Below are 15,796 nucleotides of genomic sequence, written 5' to 3' on the forward strand. Positions count from 1 at the left end.
CGCCAATGGTAGCGGTTTACGCAGGCCGTCGCCGCGTGACCTTGGTCATGCCACCCCGCCGGTGGTGCCGGCCCGCGCCGCTCAATGCACTTCGTCGTGGTACACGAACTTGGGCATTTCCCAGCGGTAGTGGATGGCCAGCAGACGCACAGCGAAACCACCACCCAGGCAGCACAGGATCGCCGTGGCATCGGCCACGCCCCAGTGCAGCAACAGCAGATACACCGCACCGGTCAGCAGCGAGATGATGGCGTACAGCTCTTTCTGGAAGATCAACGGCACCTCGTTGCAGAGGATGTCGCGCAGCACGCCGCCGAAGGCGCCGGTGAGCATGCCGGCGATCAGCACGATCGGCAGTGCATGGCCGGCCTCGCGCGCGATCGAGCAGCCGATCAGCGTGAAGGCGATCAGGCCCAGCCCGTCCAGCACCAGGAAGGTGCGGCGGAAGTGGTGCATCCAGCGCGCCACCCAGGTGGCGATCAGTGCGGCGCACACAGTGAAGCCGAGGTACTCAGGGTGTTTCACCCAGCCCAGCGGATAGTGGCCAAGCAGGATGTCGCGCAGCGAGCCGCCACCGAGGGCGGTGACACAGGCGATCATCACCACGCCGAACAGGTCCATGCGGCGGCGGCCGGCAGACAGGGCACCGGTCATGGCTTCGGCGGAAATGGCAATCAGGTAGATGATGGACAGCAGCATGGGACAGGCTCCGGGCGCGGTGGGGCCGGCCATGCGCACATACCGCCACTGCCTGCGCAATGACGGGATGACGATGACCGGTGCCGCTCCCGCTGTCCTTTTGCCTGAGAGTTCAGCGGCGTGAGCCGCGTGCCCCTTCGGCGGATCGTCCCGGGCGTGCCCGGTGACCTCTCTCCAGCTCGGCGAGTCGAATGCATGGTTGGTGGGATTCCAGCCCACCGGCCTGAGCGATCATGGGAGCCTGCGCCTTCGGCGGGCGCCAGCGCGGCGCCTCTCTCCTGCATTCGGTCGCCAGTATATCCGCTGCAGTGCAGCACGGCATAATCCGGCCATGGTTTCGCCCTCCCGCCCGTGGTTCCTGTACCTGCTCGAATGCCGCGACGGCAGCTATTACGCCGGCATCAGCACCGACGTGCAGGCCCGCTTTGCTGCCCACCAGGCCGGCAAGGGGGCCCGCTACACCCGGTCGCGGCCGCCACTGCGGGTCCTGGCGGTGCGTGAGTACCCGGACCGTGCAGCGGCCTCGCGTGCCGAATGGGAGCTCAAGCGGCAGCCGCGCGAACGCAAACTGGCGTGGCTGTTGCAGTAGATCCACGCCATGCGTGGATGGGGCGCATCCGGCCATGCCATGATCGCCCAGCCCTCAGCGCTGGAGACCCGGATGTCCACCGTTGCCCTGTTGTTCGCACTTTCCGCAGCAGCAAGCCCTGCCGCCGACGCCGCCACGATCGCAGCCATCGATGCCACCTGCCACGACTACGTCGACGGTCAACTGGAAGCCGACCCGCAGCGCGTCGCCCGTTCCCTGCATCCGGACCTGGCCAAGCGCGCGGTGCTCGGTGATACACCGGACGAGCGCCTGGGCCTGCGCCGGATGTCGAAGGAAGAGCTGGTTGCGCTGACGAAGCAGGGCGCGTTGAAGACCCCGAAAGATCAATGGGATCGCCGCTGCACGGTGCTGGACGTGACCGGCAACGCCGCATCGGTGCGGCTGGAAACCCCGTGGTTCGTCGACTACTTCCACATGGGCCGCTTCGAGCAGCGCTGGGTCATCGTCAACGCGCTGTGGTACCCGAAGCCGAAGGCGGAGTGACGCATGCGTGCTGCGGGCCGTGCATGGATCGCGCTACTGCTGTTGCTGGCCTTCGTTGACCTGCTACCGGGGCTGTTGTACCTGCTTGGGCTCGCTTGGGTGGAGGGCTGGCCGCAGCCCGCCGACCGCGCGCCCAGTGGTGTGGCGGCATGCAGCAGTGAGCCGCGCATGGGGCACCAACCGATCAACCCCTGGAGCTTCACCGCGCAGTTTTTCGACAAGGATGCGATGAAGAAGAAGGTGCCGGATGTCGAGCGGGAGGCCTACTGGATTGCCCGCCGCCACCTGTGGCGGCAGCCGCAGCACGACATGCTGCGCTGGCACCTGAGCAGCACCGCGTTGGCGATCTGGATCACCCGGCATTGGAGTGCCGCACAGATTGCCGATACCGCGAGGAAGGAAGATTTCTGCCGGGCATGGTCGAAACGGCGTGTGCCCGGCGGCCCGATGAAACGGTGAATCCACGGCATGCGTGGCTACGCTCCCTGCGGCCTGCACAGAAATTCATCCACGCATGGCGTGGATCTACTGTGCCGGTCGAGGATGTGCCCGCGGCACTACCTACCGCGAAGATTTCTGCCGGACATGATCCAGGCCCGATGAAGCAGTAGAGCCACGCCATGCGTGGCTGCGCTCCATGCAGCCTGCGCAGAACTTCATCCACGCATGGCGTGGATCTACTGTGTCGGTCGAGGGCGCTCGCCGCGCTACCTACCGCGAAGATTTCTACCGGACATGATCCAGGCCCGATGAAGCAGTAGAGCCACGCCATGCGTGGCTGTGCTCCATGCAACCTGCACAGAAATTCATCCACGCATGGCGTGGATCTACTGTGTCGGTCGAGAGGTCACGCATGGCGTGGATCTACCGCTTCGGTCGCCGGTCTTCGCGGTCATCGCCGAAGATGATCCGCGCGCTGCGCTGGTAGCTCCAGTACGCCACCGCCCAGTTCAACAGCACCACGACGCGGTTGCGGAACCCGATCAGGAAGAACACGTGCGCGGCCAGCCAGAACCACCAGGCCAGCACGCCGGACAGCTGGAGCTTGCCCAGGTGCACGATCGCGGCCATGCGGCCGATGGTGGCCAGGTTGCCGAAGTCGGCGTACTTGAACGGTCCGGGTGCTGCCTTGCCATGCAGGCGCGCGCGAATCACGTCCGCCACGTACTTGCCCATCTGCTTGGCGGCAGGCGCAACGCCCGGTACCGGCTTGCCGTTGGCCTGGTTCAGCGCAGCGAGGTCGCCGGCCACGAACAGTTCCGGGTGACCAGACAGGGTTAGGTCGGGCTGCACCTGCACGCGACCGGCGCGGTCCAGCGGCACGTCCAGCGTGCGCGCCAGCGGTGAGGCGGCCACGCCGGCGGCCCAGACCACGGTGCGCGCGGGCACGAAGTGGTCGCCCAGCTTGAAGCCCTGTCCATCGATGTGGCTCACCGGCGTGCCGGTCATCACTTCCACGCCCAGCTTTTCCAGCTGTCGGCGTGCCTTCAGCGAAAGCACTTCGGGGAAGGTGGACAACACGCGCGGACCGGCCTCGACCAGCCGCACCTTGGCGCTGGCCGGATCGATGTGGCGGAATTCATTGCGCAGCGTATGCCTGGCGATTTCCGCGAGGGTGCCGGCCAGCTCGACCCCGGTCGGGCCACCCCCCACCACGGCAAAGCTCAGCCATGCCGCCTTCTTTTCCGGGTCCGGCTCGGCTTCGGCGCGTTCGAACGCCAGCAGCAGTTTGCGGCGCAGGGCGATGGCATCGTCCAGGGTCTTCAGGCCGGGCGCATCGTCCGCCCATTCGTCGTGGCCGAAGTAGGCGTGGGTGGCGCCGGTGGCCAGCAGCAGGCTGTCGTAGTCCAGCGTGCTGCCATCGGCCATGCGTACCTGGCGGGCCTGCTTGTCGATGGCCACCACTTCGCCCAGCCGCACCTCCACGTTGCGCTGGTGGCCGAGGATGTGGCGCAGCGGTGCGGCGATATCCGGAGCGGACAGCCCAGCGGTGGCCACCTGGTAAAGCAGCGGCTGGAACAGGTGGTGGTTGCGACGGTCGACCAGGGTGATGCGTATGCGTTCGCGGGCCAGCGCACGGGTGGCCCACAGGCCGGCGAAACCGCCGCCGACAACGACCAGGTGGGGGACGCGATCACGACTCATCGACTCACTCCAGGGGGGCATGGGGGAAGTGCCTGGCATCTTCGCACGGCCGCTCCTTGTCACGTCAGCGTGCATCGGGATCGGCGATACTCGGGTTCAGGCAACTGCCCGTGAGGAGTCCATGAGCGAACCGGAAAAGCGCATCGCCCTGTTGATCGACGCCGACAATGCACCGGCCTCGAAGATCGACGAAGTCCTGGCCGAGGTCGCGCGCTACGGTGTGGCCAACGTCCGCCGTGCCTACGGCAACTGGAAGAGCCCACGACTGAAGGGCTGGGAGGCGGTGCTGCACGAGTACGCGATCCGCCCGATCCAGCAGTTCGCCTACAGCAAGGGCAAGAACGCGTCGGACATGGCGATGGTGATCGACGCGATGGATCTGCTGTACGCGCGCAACCTCGATGGCTTCGCGATCGTGTCCAGCGATGCCGACTTCACTCCGATGGTGATGCGCCTGCTGACCGATGGCGTAAAGGTGTATGGCTTCGGCGAAAAGAAAACGCCGGAACCCTTCGTCAACGCGTGCTCGAAGTTCACCTACCTCGAAGCGTTGGGCCAGACCCACGCCAGCGTGCAGGATGTGGAGCAGGCAGCGAACGAACAATCATCGAACGGACAGGCGCCCAGCGAGCAGGCCACCAGCGATGATGCGCGCCCACGCAAGAGCGGGGCGGAAATGCGCAGCGATACGCGCCTTGTGAAGATGCTGCGCCGTGCGGTGTCCTCGGCAGAAGGCGAGGATGGCTGGTCGCACCTGGGTCCGGTCGGCAGCCAGATCGGCAACCAGGCCTCGTTCGATCCGCGCAACTACGGTTACGGCAAACTCAGTGACCTGCTGGCGGCGATCGGTTTGTTCGAACTCAAGAAGGACGGTAAGTCCTCCTACGTACGCGCGCTGCCGAAGAAGAACCGGTAGCGCCGGGCGTTGCCCAGCGTGTGCCGGTCGCGCAGCACTGCAGAAGACATGGTGTGGCTACAGCGTACGTGCGCTGGAGCCGGCATGGCCTTCCGCAAATCCGTTGGCGAAGTCTTCAACGCCATTGAAGGCCAGCAGCAGCACGCCGGCGCACAGCAGCATGTTGCGGTTCGAGCGCCGGTACCCGAGCACCAGCATCACCAGTCCTGCTGCCAGAAGCGTGTAGTTCACTGCATCCCATGCGGTCATGTCGTCTCTCCCTGTGGATGGGCGTATCGTAGCGGCTCCGCGCCATCGCGGCGCACTGCTGCACGCAAGGAAACCCGCATGTTGAAGATCTGGGGCCGCCGCAATTCCAGCAACGTCCGCAAGGTGCTGTGGTGCGCCGAGGAAATCGGCCTGCCGTACGAGTCCATCGAAGTGGGTGGCAGCCACGGTGGCACGCAGTCGCCGGAGTACGTGGCGATGAACCCGAACGGCCTGGTGCCGGTGATCGAAGACCACGGCCTGCCGCTGTGGGAGTCGAACACCATCGTGCGCTACCTCAGTGCGCGCTATTCGCTGGGCACGCTGTATGCCGAAGATCCGATGGAGCGCGCCCAGGCCGAAAAGTGGATGGACTGGAGCACCTCGCGGATGGCGCCGCTGTACTCCGAACTGATCTGGGGCATCATGCGCACCGCACCGGCCGACCGCGATGAGGCGCGCATCAATGCAGCGATCGTGCGCGCGGGTGATTTCCTGGCGCTGCCCAACGCAACCCTGGCCAAGCAGCCGTGGCTGTCGGGCGACACGTTCGCCATGGGTGACATCGCGTTGGGCTCGTTGATCTACGCCTGGTTCGAACTGCCGATCCAGCGCCCGGACCTGCCGCACCTGGCCGAGTGGTATGCACGCCTGCGCGAACGTCCGGCGTACCAGCGCGGCGTGATGTCACCGATGACGTAAGCGAAGGCGCGACGTTCGGGGTCAGAGCCCTTTTCTGCGGAAAGGGATCCGACCTCAAGCCATCGGGGTCGGATCCCACCCAGCGGGTGGGCTCTGACCCCAGCGTATTGCCCTCAGTACAGATCCGTCGGATCCACATCCAGCGACCAGCGCACCTTGCGTGCCTCCGGCAGCGCGTACAACTGCGGCACCAGCTGTGCCAGTACCCCATGCAGCGGCGGCCGCTGTGCCGCCGACAGCAGCAGCTGCGTTCGCTGATAACCGGCACGGCGTGGCATCGGCGCCGGCATCGGCCCGTAGGCCTCTACCATGTCCTGTTCACCCAGCAGTTTCCGCGCAGCGAGCAGGAACGCGTTGGCATGCTGGACCTGCTGTGCTTCGGCACGCATCAATGCCAGGTGCGCGAATGGTGGAAAACCTGCCGCCTGGCGCTGGTTGAGTTCGGCCTGGGCGAACGGGTGGTAGCCACCGTTGACCAGTGTCTCCAGCAGCGGATGGCCCGGATGATGGGTCTGCAGCCACACTTCACCCGGATCGCGCGCGCGACCGGCGCGGCCGGCTACCTGGATCAGCTGCTGCGCCAGTTTTTCGCTGGCGCGGAAATCGGCCGAGAACAGGCCTTCGTCGATGCCCACCACCACCACCAGCGTCAGCTTGGGCAGGTCGTGGCCCTTGGCCAGGATCTGCGTGCCGACCAGGATGCCGGGCGCGTTGCCGAGCTTGGCCAGCTGCTGCTCCAGCGCATCGCGGCGGGCGGTGGTGCCACGGTCGATGCGCACCACCGGGAAATCGGCGAAGGCACTGACCAGGTGTTCTTCCAGCCGCTCGGTGCCGATGCCCTGTGGCTGCAGGGCCAGGCTGCCGCAGGCGGGGCAGGCCAGTGGTGCCGGCTGCCGCGCACCGCAGTGATGGCATTGCAGGCGACGGCCACCGCCATGCACGGTCATCGGTGCATCGCAGCGGTTGCAGGGTGCGGTCCAGCCGCAGTCGTGGCACAGCAGCACCGGCGCATAGCCGCGGCGGTTCTTGAACACCAGCACCTGCTGGCCACGCTGCAGGTGTTCGCCGATGCCGGCCAGTACGTCGGCGGAAAGGCCATCGCGCAGCGGACGCTTGCGGACGTCGAGGATGCGCACGCGCGGCGGTCGGGCATCACCGGCGCGCTGTTTCAGGCGCAGGTGCGCATAGCGGCCGGCATAGGCGTTGTGCAGGGTTTCCAATGACGGCGTGGCGCTGCCCAGCAGCACCGGAATGCCCTGCGCCTTGGCCCGCACCAGAGCGAAATCACGTGCATGGTAGCGGATGCCGTCCTGCTGCTTGTAGCTGCCGTCGTGCTCTTCGTCCACGATCAGCAGGCCGGGCTGCGGCAGCGGAATGAACACCGCCGAACGCGTGCCCACGATCACCCGTGCTTCGCCGCGCGAGGCCGCAGCCCAGACCCGCGCGCGTTCGTTGTCGGTCAGCCCCGAGTGCAACGCGTGCACGGCGATGCCGAGACGGCCGCGGAAGCGCGCCAGGGTCTGCGGGGTCAGGCCGATCTCGGGCACCAGCACCAGGGCCTGCCTGCCCTGCGCCAGGCAATGGATGATGGCCTGCAGGTAGACCTCGGTCTTGCCGCTGCCGGTCACCCCGTCCAGCAGGAATGCCTGGAAGCTTTCGGCGGCGGTGATCGCGGCCACCGCTTCGGCCTGCTCCGCATTGAGGGTGGGGCCGGGCAGGGGCTGGGCGTGCTGCGGCGCCACGCTCAGGGCGATGCGCTCGGCCAGGTCGCGCTTGCCCAGGCTGCGTGCGGCCACCCGCCAGTCCTGCATGCGTGCGGACAGGACATCTTCGTCCACCACGGCTTCGGCCAGCAGCTCGGCCAATTGCCGCGGTCGGCTGCCGGCGCGCAGCTTCTCGCGCTGGGCATGGCCTTCGGCTGTCAGCTGCCAGCCCCAGTGATGGGTGTCGGGCAGCGGTTCGCCATGCCGCAGCGGGCCGGGCAGGGCGGTGCTCAGTACTTCGCCCAAGGGGGCGTGGGTATAGCGGGCCAGCCACTGCAGGCTCTGCCACAACTCGCCCTGCAGCAGTGGTGTCGTGTCACACCAGGCCAGTGCCTGGCGCAGGCCCTGGCTGTCCTCGGTTTGCCCGTGGCCGGCCACCACGCCGATCAGTTCGCGGTTGCCGAACGGCACCTTCAGCCGGCAGCCGACCGCTACCGTCGGGCCTTCGCCCTGCGGTGGCAGGTAGTCGAACAGGCGCGGCAGGGGCACGGGCAGGGCGACCTGCAGGGTCGGGACAGGGCCGGATTCAGGGGCGAGCATCGGGTCAGTGTAACGGCCCATGCGAGGGCGCATGGCAGTGGCAGATGCGACTGGCATGCCCTCCGGCGAATCATAAATGTCACCTAAATATCGGTGTCTATTGGAGATTCAGTCTTATCCACATCTTCTGTGGATAAGTCTGTGCGTTAGCGGCTCATGGCGCCGTATGAGGCCGATGGCGACGGCCTCACGCTTCGGTTGGTCAAAAAATAGCCACACTTTAAATGCAATTGAAATCAATAACTTAAGTGTGAAACATTGCTGAAACAGGGTGAATTCAGCCATTCACGCAGGAATCGCCCGGTTCCCGCGTGGTGCTGTGCACAACCTGCAGCAGAAAGCGTCTGCAATCGCAAGTCCTGCCGGGCAGTGATGGGCTGCCGCTATCATGCCGGCAGACCTTTGGAGTGACCGATGACGGCTGTGCCCGCCCCTGTTTCCTCGACCGCGGCCGGCGCGCTGTCGGCATTTCTGCGTGGCGTCGAACGCCGTGCCTTGGTCGTGGCCGAACTGCAGTGCGGTGACCCCGCCCGTGCCGAACAGACGCTGGTGGCGGTGATGCGCGCCTTCGCCGCGGTCGCCAGCGACCTGCCGATGGCGCAGTGGCCCAGCCGCTTCTGGACCCTGCTGGGCCAGCGCCAGGCGCTGCGCGAGCCGGCCACCGGTCAGTGGCCACCTTCATTGGCCGCGCTGGGCGAGATGGCCCCCTTGCCGCGGCTGGCCTTGCTGCTGCGGGTGGGGGGCAGCCTGGACGAAGGCATCGCCACCCGCGTTCTGGATGTCGACGACGAAGGCTATCAGCGCCTGTTGGCCACGGCCTGCCCACGCGATGCCGATGGCCAGCCCGACGCCGCTGCATGGCGCGCTCTGGCCGAACAGGTGCAGCTGCGTGTCCGCGACCTGCCGGCCAAGCGCCTGCAGCAGCTGCAGCAACCGTCCGCGCCAGCGGCCAACAACCAGGCGCCTGCGTCCAGCTGGCGTGCACCGCCGCGCGACGAACGCGCATCTGCAAGCGGCAAGCGTCGCCGCCCCAATGCCAAGCCGCGCTGGCGTGGCCCGGTGATCCTGTTGATCACCGTGGCGGTGCTGCTGCTGGCTGCGTTGGGCTGGCGCCATTGGCAGGGCCGTGCGCTGACTGCCGATGGCCCCCTGCCCGAAGGCGTGGTGGGTGAGGCCGGGCCGGTCACCGTCGAGGCGCTGCCAGCCAGCGATGTCCGCCCCGCTGCGGGCAGCGATGCGCAGGCCAGCGAAGATGCCGCGATGCTGGCCGACCGCGATTACCCGCTGCTGGCCGAGGCCGACATGCATGCCTGGAGTGCCGCCGGTGGCCCGTTGCCGGTGGACGAGTCACAACCCAAGCCGACCCGTCCGGAACCGGTCGGCGCAGCGCTGGAAACCTCTGCTGCCGATGAATAAGCTCCTCTTCGCCGGCCTGCTGCTGGCCCTGCCGCTGTCGCTGGCGGCCGCTCCGCAATCAGTGAACGTGCCGCTGCCCGCACCGTCGGCAACACCGTCGGCCGCGCCCACTGCGGCGGCGGCATTCGCGCAACTCGATCCCGCCCAGCAACGCCAGCGTCGCAGCGACTACGCCGCGTGGCGCGCCCTGCCGGAGGGCGAGCGCGAGCGCATCCGCCAGGCCGCCAGCCGCTTCGCCGCGTTGCCGGCCGATCAGCAGCAACGGCTGCGCGCGCAGTTCCAGGCACAGGACCAGGCCTTCCGCGAAGGCTGGCGGCTGGGCCCGCAACTGGGCGCCGAGTTCCCCAAGCTGCACGGCCTGTTCGGCTTCGTACCGCCGCAACAGCGCGATGCCGTGCTTGCCGTGCTGCGCCAGCTGAGTCCGTCGCAGTTGGCGCAGCTGGCCCTGGTCGCCCAGCGCACGCCGCCGCAGGAACGCGACAGCGTACGCAGCGCATTCCTGACGGTCCCCGCCGCCGAACGCGACACCTGGCTCAAGCGCCAGGCCGGCCAATAAGCGAAAAGGGGACGGAGGGAATTAAGTCGTTTCTGGCGCGACTGTGCCGGATACGACTTAATTCCCTCCGTCCCCTTTATGGGGCAGTCATGGGAATGACCGCCCGGCGCGCGTAAGATGGCCGGCCGCAACCCGGTGCCTGTGCCCTTCGCGCGCAACCGTAGTTCGCGTCAAGCACCTTATGTCTACTGCAACCTCCACGCCGCGCTTCAGCAAGGAAGTCGGCGCTACCGGTCTGCTTGCCCTGCCGCTTGTGCTCGGGCACGTCTCCACCGGTCTGATCTCCTTCGTCGACAACGTGATTGCCGGCCACCATGCGACATCCACCCTGGCCGCAGTGACCATCGGCACTGCGCTGCTGTGGCTGCCGATGCTGATCCCGATCGGCACGCTGATCTCGCTCACCGCCTCGGTGTCGCAGCTGCATGGCGCCGGTCGTGAGCGCGAGATCGGCCCGCTGTTCCGGCAGGCGCTGTGGCTGGCGCTGGGCCTGGGCCTGATCATGTTCACTTTCCTCACCGTGGTGCCGCCGCTGCTGCCGGCATTCGGCATCGCCCCGGACATCGTGCCCGGCGCAACGGCCTTCCTGCATGCGGTGCGCTGGGGTGGCCCGGCGCTGACGCTGTACTTCTGCATGCGCTATCTCAGTGAAGGCATGCATTGGACGCTGCCGACCATGCTGCTCGGTTTTGGCGGCCTGCTGGTGCTGGCGCCGATGGGGTACGTGCTGGCCAACGGCAAGCTGGGCTTCCCGGAAATGGGCGCTGAAGGCCTGGGCATCGCCTCGGCGGTGATGATGTGGCTGCAGGCGATCGCCTTCGGTACCTACCTGTGGTTCACCAAGCGCTTTGCCCATCTGCAGCTGTTCTCGCACTTCGAGGGGCCGCGCTGGTCAGCGATCTGGGACCTGCTGCGCACCGGCCTGCCGATCGGCATCACCGTGCTGATGGAAGGTGGCCTGTTCATCGTCACCGCATTGCTGATTGGTCGCCTGGGCGCCAATGAAGCGGCCGCGCACCAGATCGCGATCAACGTGGCGCAGTTGTGCTTCATGATCCCGATGGGCGTGGCCGAGGCGACCACCGTGCGGGTCGGCCATGCGGTTGGCCGTGGCGATGGCTTCGGCGTGCGCCGTGCGGCGTGGGCCGGCTACGCGATCATCATGGGTACGCAGACGCTGTCGGCGGCGGCACTGCTGTTCGGCCACGACGCCATCGTCGGCGTCTACACCAACGACCTGGCCGTGGCCGGGCTGGCCTCGACCCTGCTGCTGTACGCGGCCACCTTCCAGTTCCCCGATGGCATCCAGGTGCTGTCGGCCGGCGCGCTGCGCGGCCTGAAGGACACCCGCGTGCCGATGTTCATCGCCATGTTCGCCTACTGGGGCCTGGGCATGCCGCTGGGTGCCGGGCTCGGCCTGGGCCTGGGCATGGGGCCGCAGGGCATGTGGATCGGCCTGATCGTCGGCCTGACCGCCGCCGCCATCCTGATGGGCTGGCGCCTGAGCCGCAGCAGCAAACGCATTGGCCAGTCCACGCTGGCCTGACATCACGCCGGTCCCGGGCAACCGTGACTGGCGATCCCCTGACTTGTGTCCGATGCTGCCTCACGCGGCACCGGCTATGCTGTTACCACGGCAAGAAGCCATCCGGAGTGCTCCATGAACCAACCCGTGCCGCCGCTGCCCCCGGCGAACCGCAATCCTGTCGCCAGCTTCTTCATCGGGCTGTGGGACGTGATGAATTTCACCCGCCGGTTGATCCTCAACCTGGTGTTCTTCGGCCTGTTGCTGCTGGTGCTGGTGATGTTCATCGTCGCTGCGGGCATGGGCGCAGGTGCCAGCAAGGCGCTGCAGGACCGCACCACCCTGGTGATCGCGCCGGAAGGCCGCCTGGTCGAGCAGTACAGTGCCGATCCGGTCAGCCGCGCGCTGGCCAAGGCCGTCGGTGACAACGGTGCCGAGGAAGTGCAGCTGCGCGATCTGATCCGGGTGATCGAGAGCGCGCGCGATGACAAGAAGATCGAGCGGGTGGTGCTGGAACTGGACAAGCTGCAGCCGTCCGGTTTCGCCTCACTGCGCGAAGTGTCCGCCGCGCTGCAGGAACTGCGCGCTTCGGGCAAGCAGCTGGTGGCCTTCAGCGAGAGCATGGGGCAGTCGCAGTATCTGCTTGCCGCACAGGCCGACGAGGTCTACCTGGACCCCATGGGTTCGGTGGTGCTGGAAGGCCTGGGTCGCTACCGCCAGTATTTCCGCACCGGCCTGCAGGACAAGCTGGGCGTGGACGTGCACCTGTTCAAGGTAGGCGAGTACAAGTCGGCGGCCGAGCCGTACGTGCTCGACGCGGCGTCGCCGGCGTCCAAGGAAGCCGATCTGTTCTGGATGAACGATGTGTGGCAGCGCTACCTCGGCGATATCGCCAAGGCCCGCCGCCTGGATCCGGCACAGCTGGCGGCCGGTATCGACACCCTGCCTGAAGGCGTCGCTGCCGCCGGCGGCGACCTGGCCAAGTTCGCCCTGCAGCAGAAGCTGGTGACCGCGCTGAAGACCCGCGAGGAATTCGAGGATCTGATGATCGAGCGCGGCGTGGCTGACGAAGACGCCGACGGCGGCTTCCGCAACATCGATTTCGGCACCTACATGGCCCAGCTCGATGCGCGTCGCAACCCGGTTGATTCGCGTCCGCAGGTCGCCGTGGTGGTGGCCTCCGGTGAAATCAGCGGCGGCGATCTGCCGGCCGGCCGTATCGGTGGTGAATCGACCTCGGCGCTGCTGCGCGCGGCGCGCGACGATGACGACGTCAAGGCTGTGGTACTGCGTGTGGATTCGCCGGGTGGCGAAGTCTACGCCTCCGAGCAGATCCGTCGCGAAGTGGTGGCACTGCAGGCTGCGGGCAAGCCGGTGGTTGTGTCCATGGGTGACCTCGCTGCATCGGGTGGTTACTGGATCAGCATGAACGCCGATCGCATCTATGCCGATCCGTCGACCATCACCGGTTCGATCGGCATCTTCGGCATGATCCCCAACTTCAGCCGTGCGCTGGACAAGTTCGGCGTGCACACCGACGGCGTCGGCACCACCCGTTTCGCCGGTGCCTTCGATGTCACCCGGCCGATGGACCCGGCCGTGGGCCAGGTCATCCAGTCGGTGATCAACAAGGGCTATGCCGATTTCACCGGCCGTGTTGCCGAGGCCCGCAAGAAGCCGGTCGAGGCGATTGACGAAGTGGCCCGTGGGCGCGTCTGGAGCGGCGCGCAGGCCAAGGAGCGCGGTCTGGTCGATGCCTTCGGTGGTCTGAAGGACGCCGTGGCTGACGCTGCTGGCCGGGCCAAGCTGGGCGCGACCGACAAGTACCGCGTGCGTTACATCGAGAAGGCGGCGACGCCGTTCGCGCAGTTCGTCAGCGGCTTCGCTGGCAGCCACGCCGGCGCCTGGATGCTGGCCGATTCCGGCGTGGGCCGGATGATGCTGGCGCGCACGATGCCGGAAATCGATACGCAGCTGCGCTTCGTTGAGAACGCGGCCCGCGAGAAGGGCAACGGTGCACCGGTGAAGTCGCTGGCGTATTGCTTCTGCGGGTTCTGATGGCCCATCCACGCATGGCGTGGATCTACTGAACGCACAACGCCCGGCCTTGGCCGGGCGTTGTTGCATGCGGGGTTCTACTGCGCGTCGGCCTCTGCCTTGCGCTCGCGTTCGGCCGCCTCGTCCAGGGTCTTCTGCACGGCCTTTGCGCGGTCCAGCGGTTGATTGATCGCCTTGGCCACCGCCTGCGGTTGCGGTGGTCGTTCGGGATTGGGCGGTGCAGGGCGCTGGCACCCGGCCAGCGCGACGGCCGACAGCAGGACGGGAATCAGGACGCGCATGGCAGCTCTCCACGAGGGACGTGCAGCCAGTGTCGCATCCCGGGCGATGGACGGTCGTGAGCGCGTATCCTTGCCGCATCGAAACACAGTGGGCGCGGCCCCGGAGGACATATGACCCAGCAACGGTGGCGCCTGGATGGGCAGACGGCCCTGATCACCGGTGCCAGCGCCGGTATCGGCCTGGCGATCGCGCATGAACTGGCCGGTCTCGGCGCCGATCTGATGATCGTCGGCCGCGACCTGGACATGCTGGAGAGTGCCCGCGACGAACTGCTGGATGTGTATCCGCAGCACCAGGTGCATGCCTTGGCCGCCGATGTGTCCGACGACGAAGACCGCCGGCAGATCCTGGACTGGGTCGAGGACCACGCCGACGGCCTGCACATCCTGGTCAACAATGCCGGTGGCAACATCACCAAGCCCGCCACGGAATATTCCGAAGACGAGTGGCGCGGCATTTTCGAGACCAATCTGTTCTCGGCGTTCGAGCTGTCGCGCTATGCGCATCCGTTGCTCGCGCGCCACGCTTCATCGGCCATCGTCAACGTCGGCAGCGTGTCCGGCCTGACCCATGTGCGCAGCGGCGTGGTCTATGGCATGACCAAGGCGGCGATGCACCAGATGACCCGCAACCTCGCGGTGGAGTGGGCCGAGGATGGCATCCGGGTCAATGCAGTGGCGCCGTGGTACATCCGGACCCGTCGCACTTCGGGCCCGCTGTCCGATACCGACTACTACGAGGAAGTGATCGGACGCACGCCGATGCGGCGCATCGGTGAGCCGGAGGAAGTGGCCTCGGCCGTGGGCTTCCTGTGCCTGCCGGCATCGAGCTATGTCACCGGCGAATGCATCGCGGTGGATGGCGGCTTCCTGCGATACGGGTTCTGACGGGACCGCCCGCTGCGGATGGAGGCATCCACGGCGGGCGTGGATGCTCTACTTCGGTACGGGGCAGTCGCTGGCTTCCAGCACGGCCTGCAGGCGTTCGCGTTCGCCGCGCGCTGCCGGTTGGTTTCCGGGCGCAGCAAAGCGCTCGCGACCGCGTGCATCGCGGAAGCGCTGCTGCCAGCTGCCGCAGCGCTGCGCTTCGGCCACTTCAGTGCAGCGGTCCCGGACCACCTCGCAGCTGGCGGCGTTCACCGGTGTCGCTCCGCCCAGGCCCTGCACGTTCAGCAGTTCGCAGCGGCCTGGTGCAGCCTCGTACTCATGCAGGTACGAGCTTCCCTCGCTGCCGAGGCATTGATAGATCGCCGGCAGCGGTGGCTTTGACGGTGTGTTGCCATCCCCCGACGTGGCGTCGCTCGAACGTGGCAGCACCGCGCTGTCGAGTATGGCGTCGCCGCCTTCGTGCTCGACCATGCGTGCTTCCATGATCGTTCGGCCCTCACGTGGCTGCGTCGCGGCAGGCTCGGCGGCGACGTCCACGGACGGCATCGCTGCAGGCGGAGGAGTGGGGCTGTTCTGCACCGGCGCAGCGGGTGCTGCGGCGGCTGGCGCAGGGACGCGCTGGATCTGCTGGCGGGTGCCGGCGGGGCAGGGGGTGCGCTGCAACGTAGGAACATCGCTGCTGCCCATGCAGCGGTAGATCACCATGTCGTCGGCCAACGCGTTGCCGGGCAACAGGGCCATGGCCAGCCAGATCAGTCTTTTCATGCGATCAGCCTACAGCGGTGGTCCATGCCCGGGTAGTTGCCAACCTTGGTTGGCACCCGCAGTGCCCATGCCGTGGTAGTTGCCAACCTTGGTTGGCACCGTTGTTTGCCAGTGCCCACCAAGGTGGGCGTCTACCAAAGCGGGGGCACAGCCCCAGCGCAGGGCTCAGATGCCCCGGTAGTTGCCAACCTTGGTTGGCACCG

The 15,796-nt window shown here is 67.0% G+C and carries 16 protein-coding genes and 2 riboswitches; of the genes, 10 read left to right on the plus strand and 6 right to left on the minus strand.

Annotation, left to right across the window (positions count from 1 at the left end):
- Positions 1 to 81 precede the first annotated feature (81 nt).
- On the minus strand, positions 82 to 699 hold the full coding sequence (locus BW38_RS09820) for a trimeric intracellular cation channel family protein (RefSeq protein ID WP_032952083.1): 618 nt from the start codon (positions 697 to 699) through the stop codon (positions 82 to 84).
- 84 nt (positions 700 to 783) lie between these two features.
- Positions 784 to 887: riboswitch (glycine riboswitch) on the minus strand.
- A gap of 13 nt (positions 888 to 900) precedes the next feature.
- Positions 901 to 990, minus strand: a riboswitch (glycine riboswitch).
- A gap of 40 nt (positions 991 to 1,030) precedes the next feature.
- On the opposite strand from BW38_RS09820, the gene BW38_RS09815 reads away from it, so the two are divergent.
- The 3 genes from BW38_RS09815 to BW38_RS09805 all read left to right on the plus strand — a co-directional run bounded on the left by BW38_RS09815 (position 1,031) and on the right by BW38_RS09805 (position 2,251).
- The gene (locus tag BW38_RS09815) at positions 1,031 to 1,288 is read left to right on the plus strand and encodes a GIY-YIG nuclease family protein (protein ID WP_032952084.1); all 258 of its coding nucleotides are present in this window, start codon (positions 1,031 to 1,033) and stop codon (positions 1,286 to 1,288) included.
- 72 nt (positions 1,289 to 1,360) lie between these two features.
- Positions 1,361 to 1,792: a nuclear transport factor 2 family protein gene (locus tag BW38_RS09810; protein ID WP_032976471.1), complete on the plus strand. Its 432-nt coding sequence runs from the start codon at positions 1,361 to 1,363 to the stop codon at positions 1,790 to 1,792.
- A 3-nt stretch (positions 1,793 to 1,795) separates the two neighbouring features.
- On the plus strand, positions 1,796 to 2,251 hold the full coding sequence (locus tag BW38_RS09805) for a hypothetical protein (RefSeq protein WP_032976473.1): 456 nt from the start codon (positions 1,796 to 1,798) through the stop codon (positions 2,249 to 2,251).
- A 405-nt stretch (positions 2,252 to 2,656) separates the two neighbouring features.
- Here the strand turns inward: BW38_RS09805 and BW38_RS09800 are convergent, their stop codons facing one another.
- Positions 2,657 to 3,937, minus strand: coding sequence for an NAD(P)/FAD-dependent oxidoreductase (locus tag BW38_RS09800; RefSeq protein ID WP_032976474.1), 1,281 nt, complete (start codon positions 3,935 to 3,937; stop codon positions 2,657 to 2,659).
- A gap of 121 nt (positions 3,938 to 4,058) precedes the next feature.
- Here BW38_RS09800 and BW38_RS09795 point away from each other — a divergent pair, with 121 nt between their 5' ends.
- On the plus strand, positions 4,059 to 4,853 hold the full coding sequence (locus BW38_RS09795) for an NYN domain-containing protein (RefSeq protein ID WP_025879390.1): 795 nt from the start codon (positions 4,059 to 4,061) through the stop codon (positions 4,851 to 4,853).
- A 57-nt stretch (positions 4,854 to 4,910) separates the two neighbouring features.
- On the opposite strand, the gene BW38_RS09790 is transcribed toward BW38_RS09795, so the two are convergent.
- Complete coding sequence (locus BW38_RS09790; RefSeq protein WP_032976475.1) at positions 4,911 to 5,102, minus strand: hypothetical protein; 192 nt, start codon at positions 5,100 to 5,102, stop codon at positions 4,911 to 4,913.
- 78 nt (positions 5,103 to 5,180) lie between these two features.
- Here BW38_RS09790 and BW38_RS09785 point away from each other — a divergent pair, with 78 nt between their 5' ends.
- Positions 5,181 to 5,801, plus strand: coding sequence for a glutathione S-transferase family protein (locus BW38_RS09785; RefSeq protein WP_025879392.1), 621 nt, complete (start codon positions 5,181 to 5,183; stop codon positions 5,799 to 5,801).
- Between the two features lie 113 nt (positions 5,802 to 5,914).
- Here BW38_RS09785 and BW38_RS09780 read toward each other — a convergent pair whose 3' ends face one another.
- Positions 5,915 to 8,125, minus strand: a complete 2,211-nt coding sequence (locus BW38_RS09780) for a primosomal protein N' (RefSeq protein ID WP_051585020.1) — start codon at positions 8,123 to 8,125, stop codon at positions 5,915 to 5,917.
- A gap of 393 nt (positions 8,126 to 8,518) precedes the next feature.
- Here BW38_RS09780 and BW38_RS09775 point away from each other — a divergent pair, with 393 nt between their 5' ends.
- The 4 genes from BW38_RS09775 to sppA all read left to right on the plus strand — a co-directional run bounded on the left by BW38_RS09775 (position 8,519) and on the right by sppA (position 13,659).
- On the plus strand, positions 8,519 to 9,520 hold the full coding sequence (locus BW38_RS09775) for a hypothetical protein (RefSeq protein WP_032976476.1): 1,002 nt from the start codon (positions 8,519 to 8,521) through the stop codon (positions 9,518 to 9,520).
- Complete coding sequence (locus tag BW38_RS09770) at positions 9,513 to 10,076, plus strand: DUF3106 domain-containing protein (protein ID WP_032976477.1); 564 nt, start codon at positions 9,513 to 9,515, stop codon at positions 10,074 to 10,076. Before BW38_RS09775 ends, BW38_RS09770 begins: the two co-directional genes overlap by 8 nt.
- A 181-nt stretch (positions 10,077 to 10,257) precedes the next feature.
- The gene (locus tag BW38_RS09765) at positions 10,258 to 11,622 is read left to right on the plus strand and encodes an MATE family efflux transporter (RefSeq protein WP_032976478.1); all 1,365 of its coding nucleotides are present in this window, start codon (positions 10,258 to 10,260) and stop codon (positions 11,620 to 11,622) included.
- A gap of 114 nt (positions 11,623 to 11,736) precedes the next feature.
- Positions 11,737 to 13,659 (plus strand): signal peptide peptidase SppA, encoded by a 1,923-nt coding sequence (sppA, locus tag BW38_RS09760; protein ID WP_025879397.1) that lies wholly within the window; start codon positions 11,737 to 11,739, stop codon positions 13,657 to 13,659.
- 77 nt (positions 13,660 to 13,736) lie between these two features.
- On the opposite strand, the gene BW38_RS09755 is transcribed toward sppA, so the two are convergent.
- Positions 13,737 to 13,940 (minus strand): hypothetical protein, encoded by a 204-nt coding sequence (locus BW38_RS09755; protein WP_032976480.1) that lies wholly within the window; start codon positions 13,938 to 13,940, stop codon positions 13,737 to 13,739.
- Positions 13,941 to 14,051: 111 nt separating this feature from the next.
- Here BW38_RS09755 and BW38_RS09750 point away from each other — a divergent pair, with 111 nt between their 5' ends.
- Positions 14,052 to 14,828: an SDR family oxidoreductase gene (locus BW38_RS09750; protein WP_025879399.1), complete on the plus strand. Its 777-nt coding sequence runs from the start codon at positions 14,052 to 14,054 to the stop codon at positions 14,826 to 14,828.
- A 48-nt stretch (positions 14,829 to 14,876) separates the two neighbouring features.
- On the opposite strand, the gene BW38_RS09745 is transcribed toward BW38_RS09750, so the two are convergent.
- Positions 14,877 to 15,593: a hypothetical protein gene (locus BW38_RS09745; RefSeq protein ID WP_032976481.1), complete on the minus strand. Its 717-nt coding sequence runs from the start codon at positions 15,591 to 15,593 to the stop codon at positions 14,877 to 14,879.
- Positions 15,594 to 15,796 lie beyond the last annotated feature (203 nt).

Source organism: Stenotrophomonas sp. RIT309 (genome assembly GCF_000632045.1).
GTDB lineage: Bacteria > Pseudomonadota > Gammaproteobacteria > Xanthomonadales > Xanthomonadaceae > Stenotrophomonas > Stenotrophomonas indicatrix.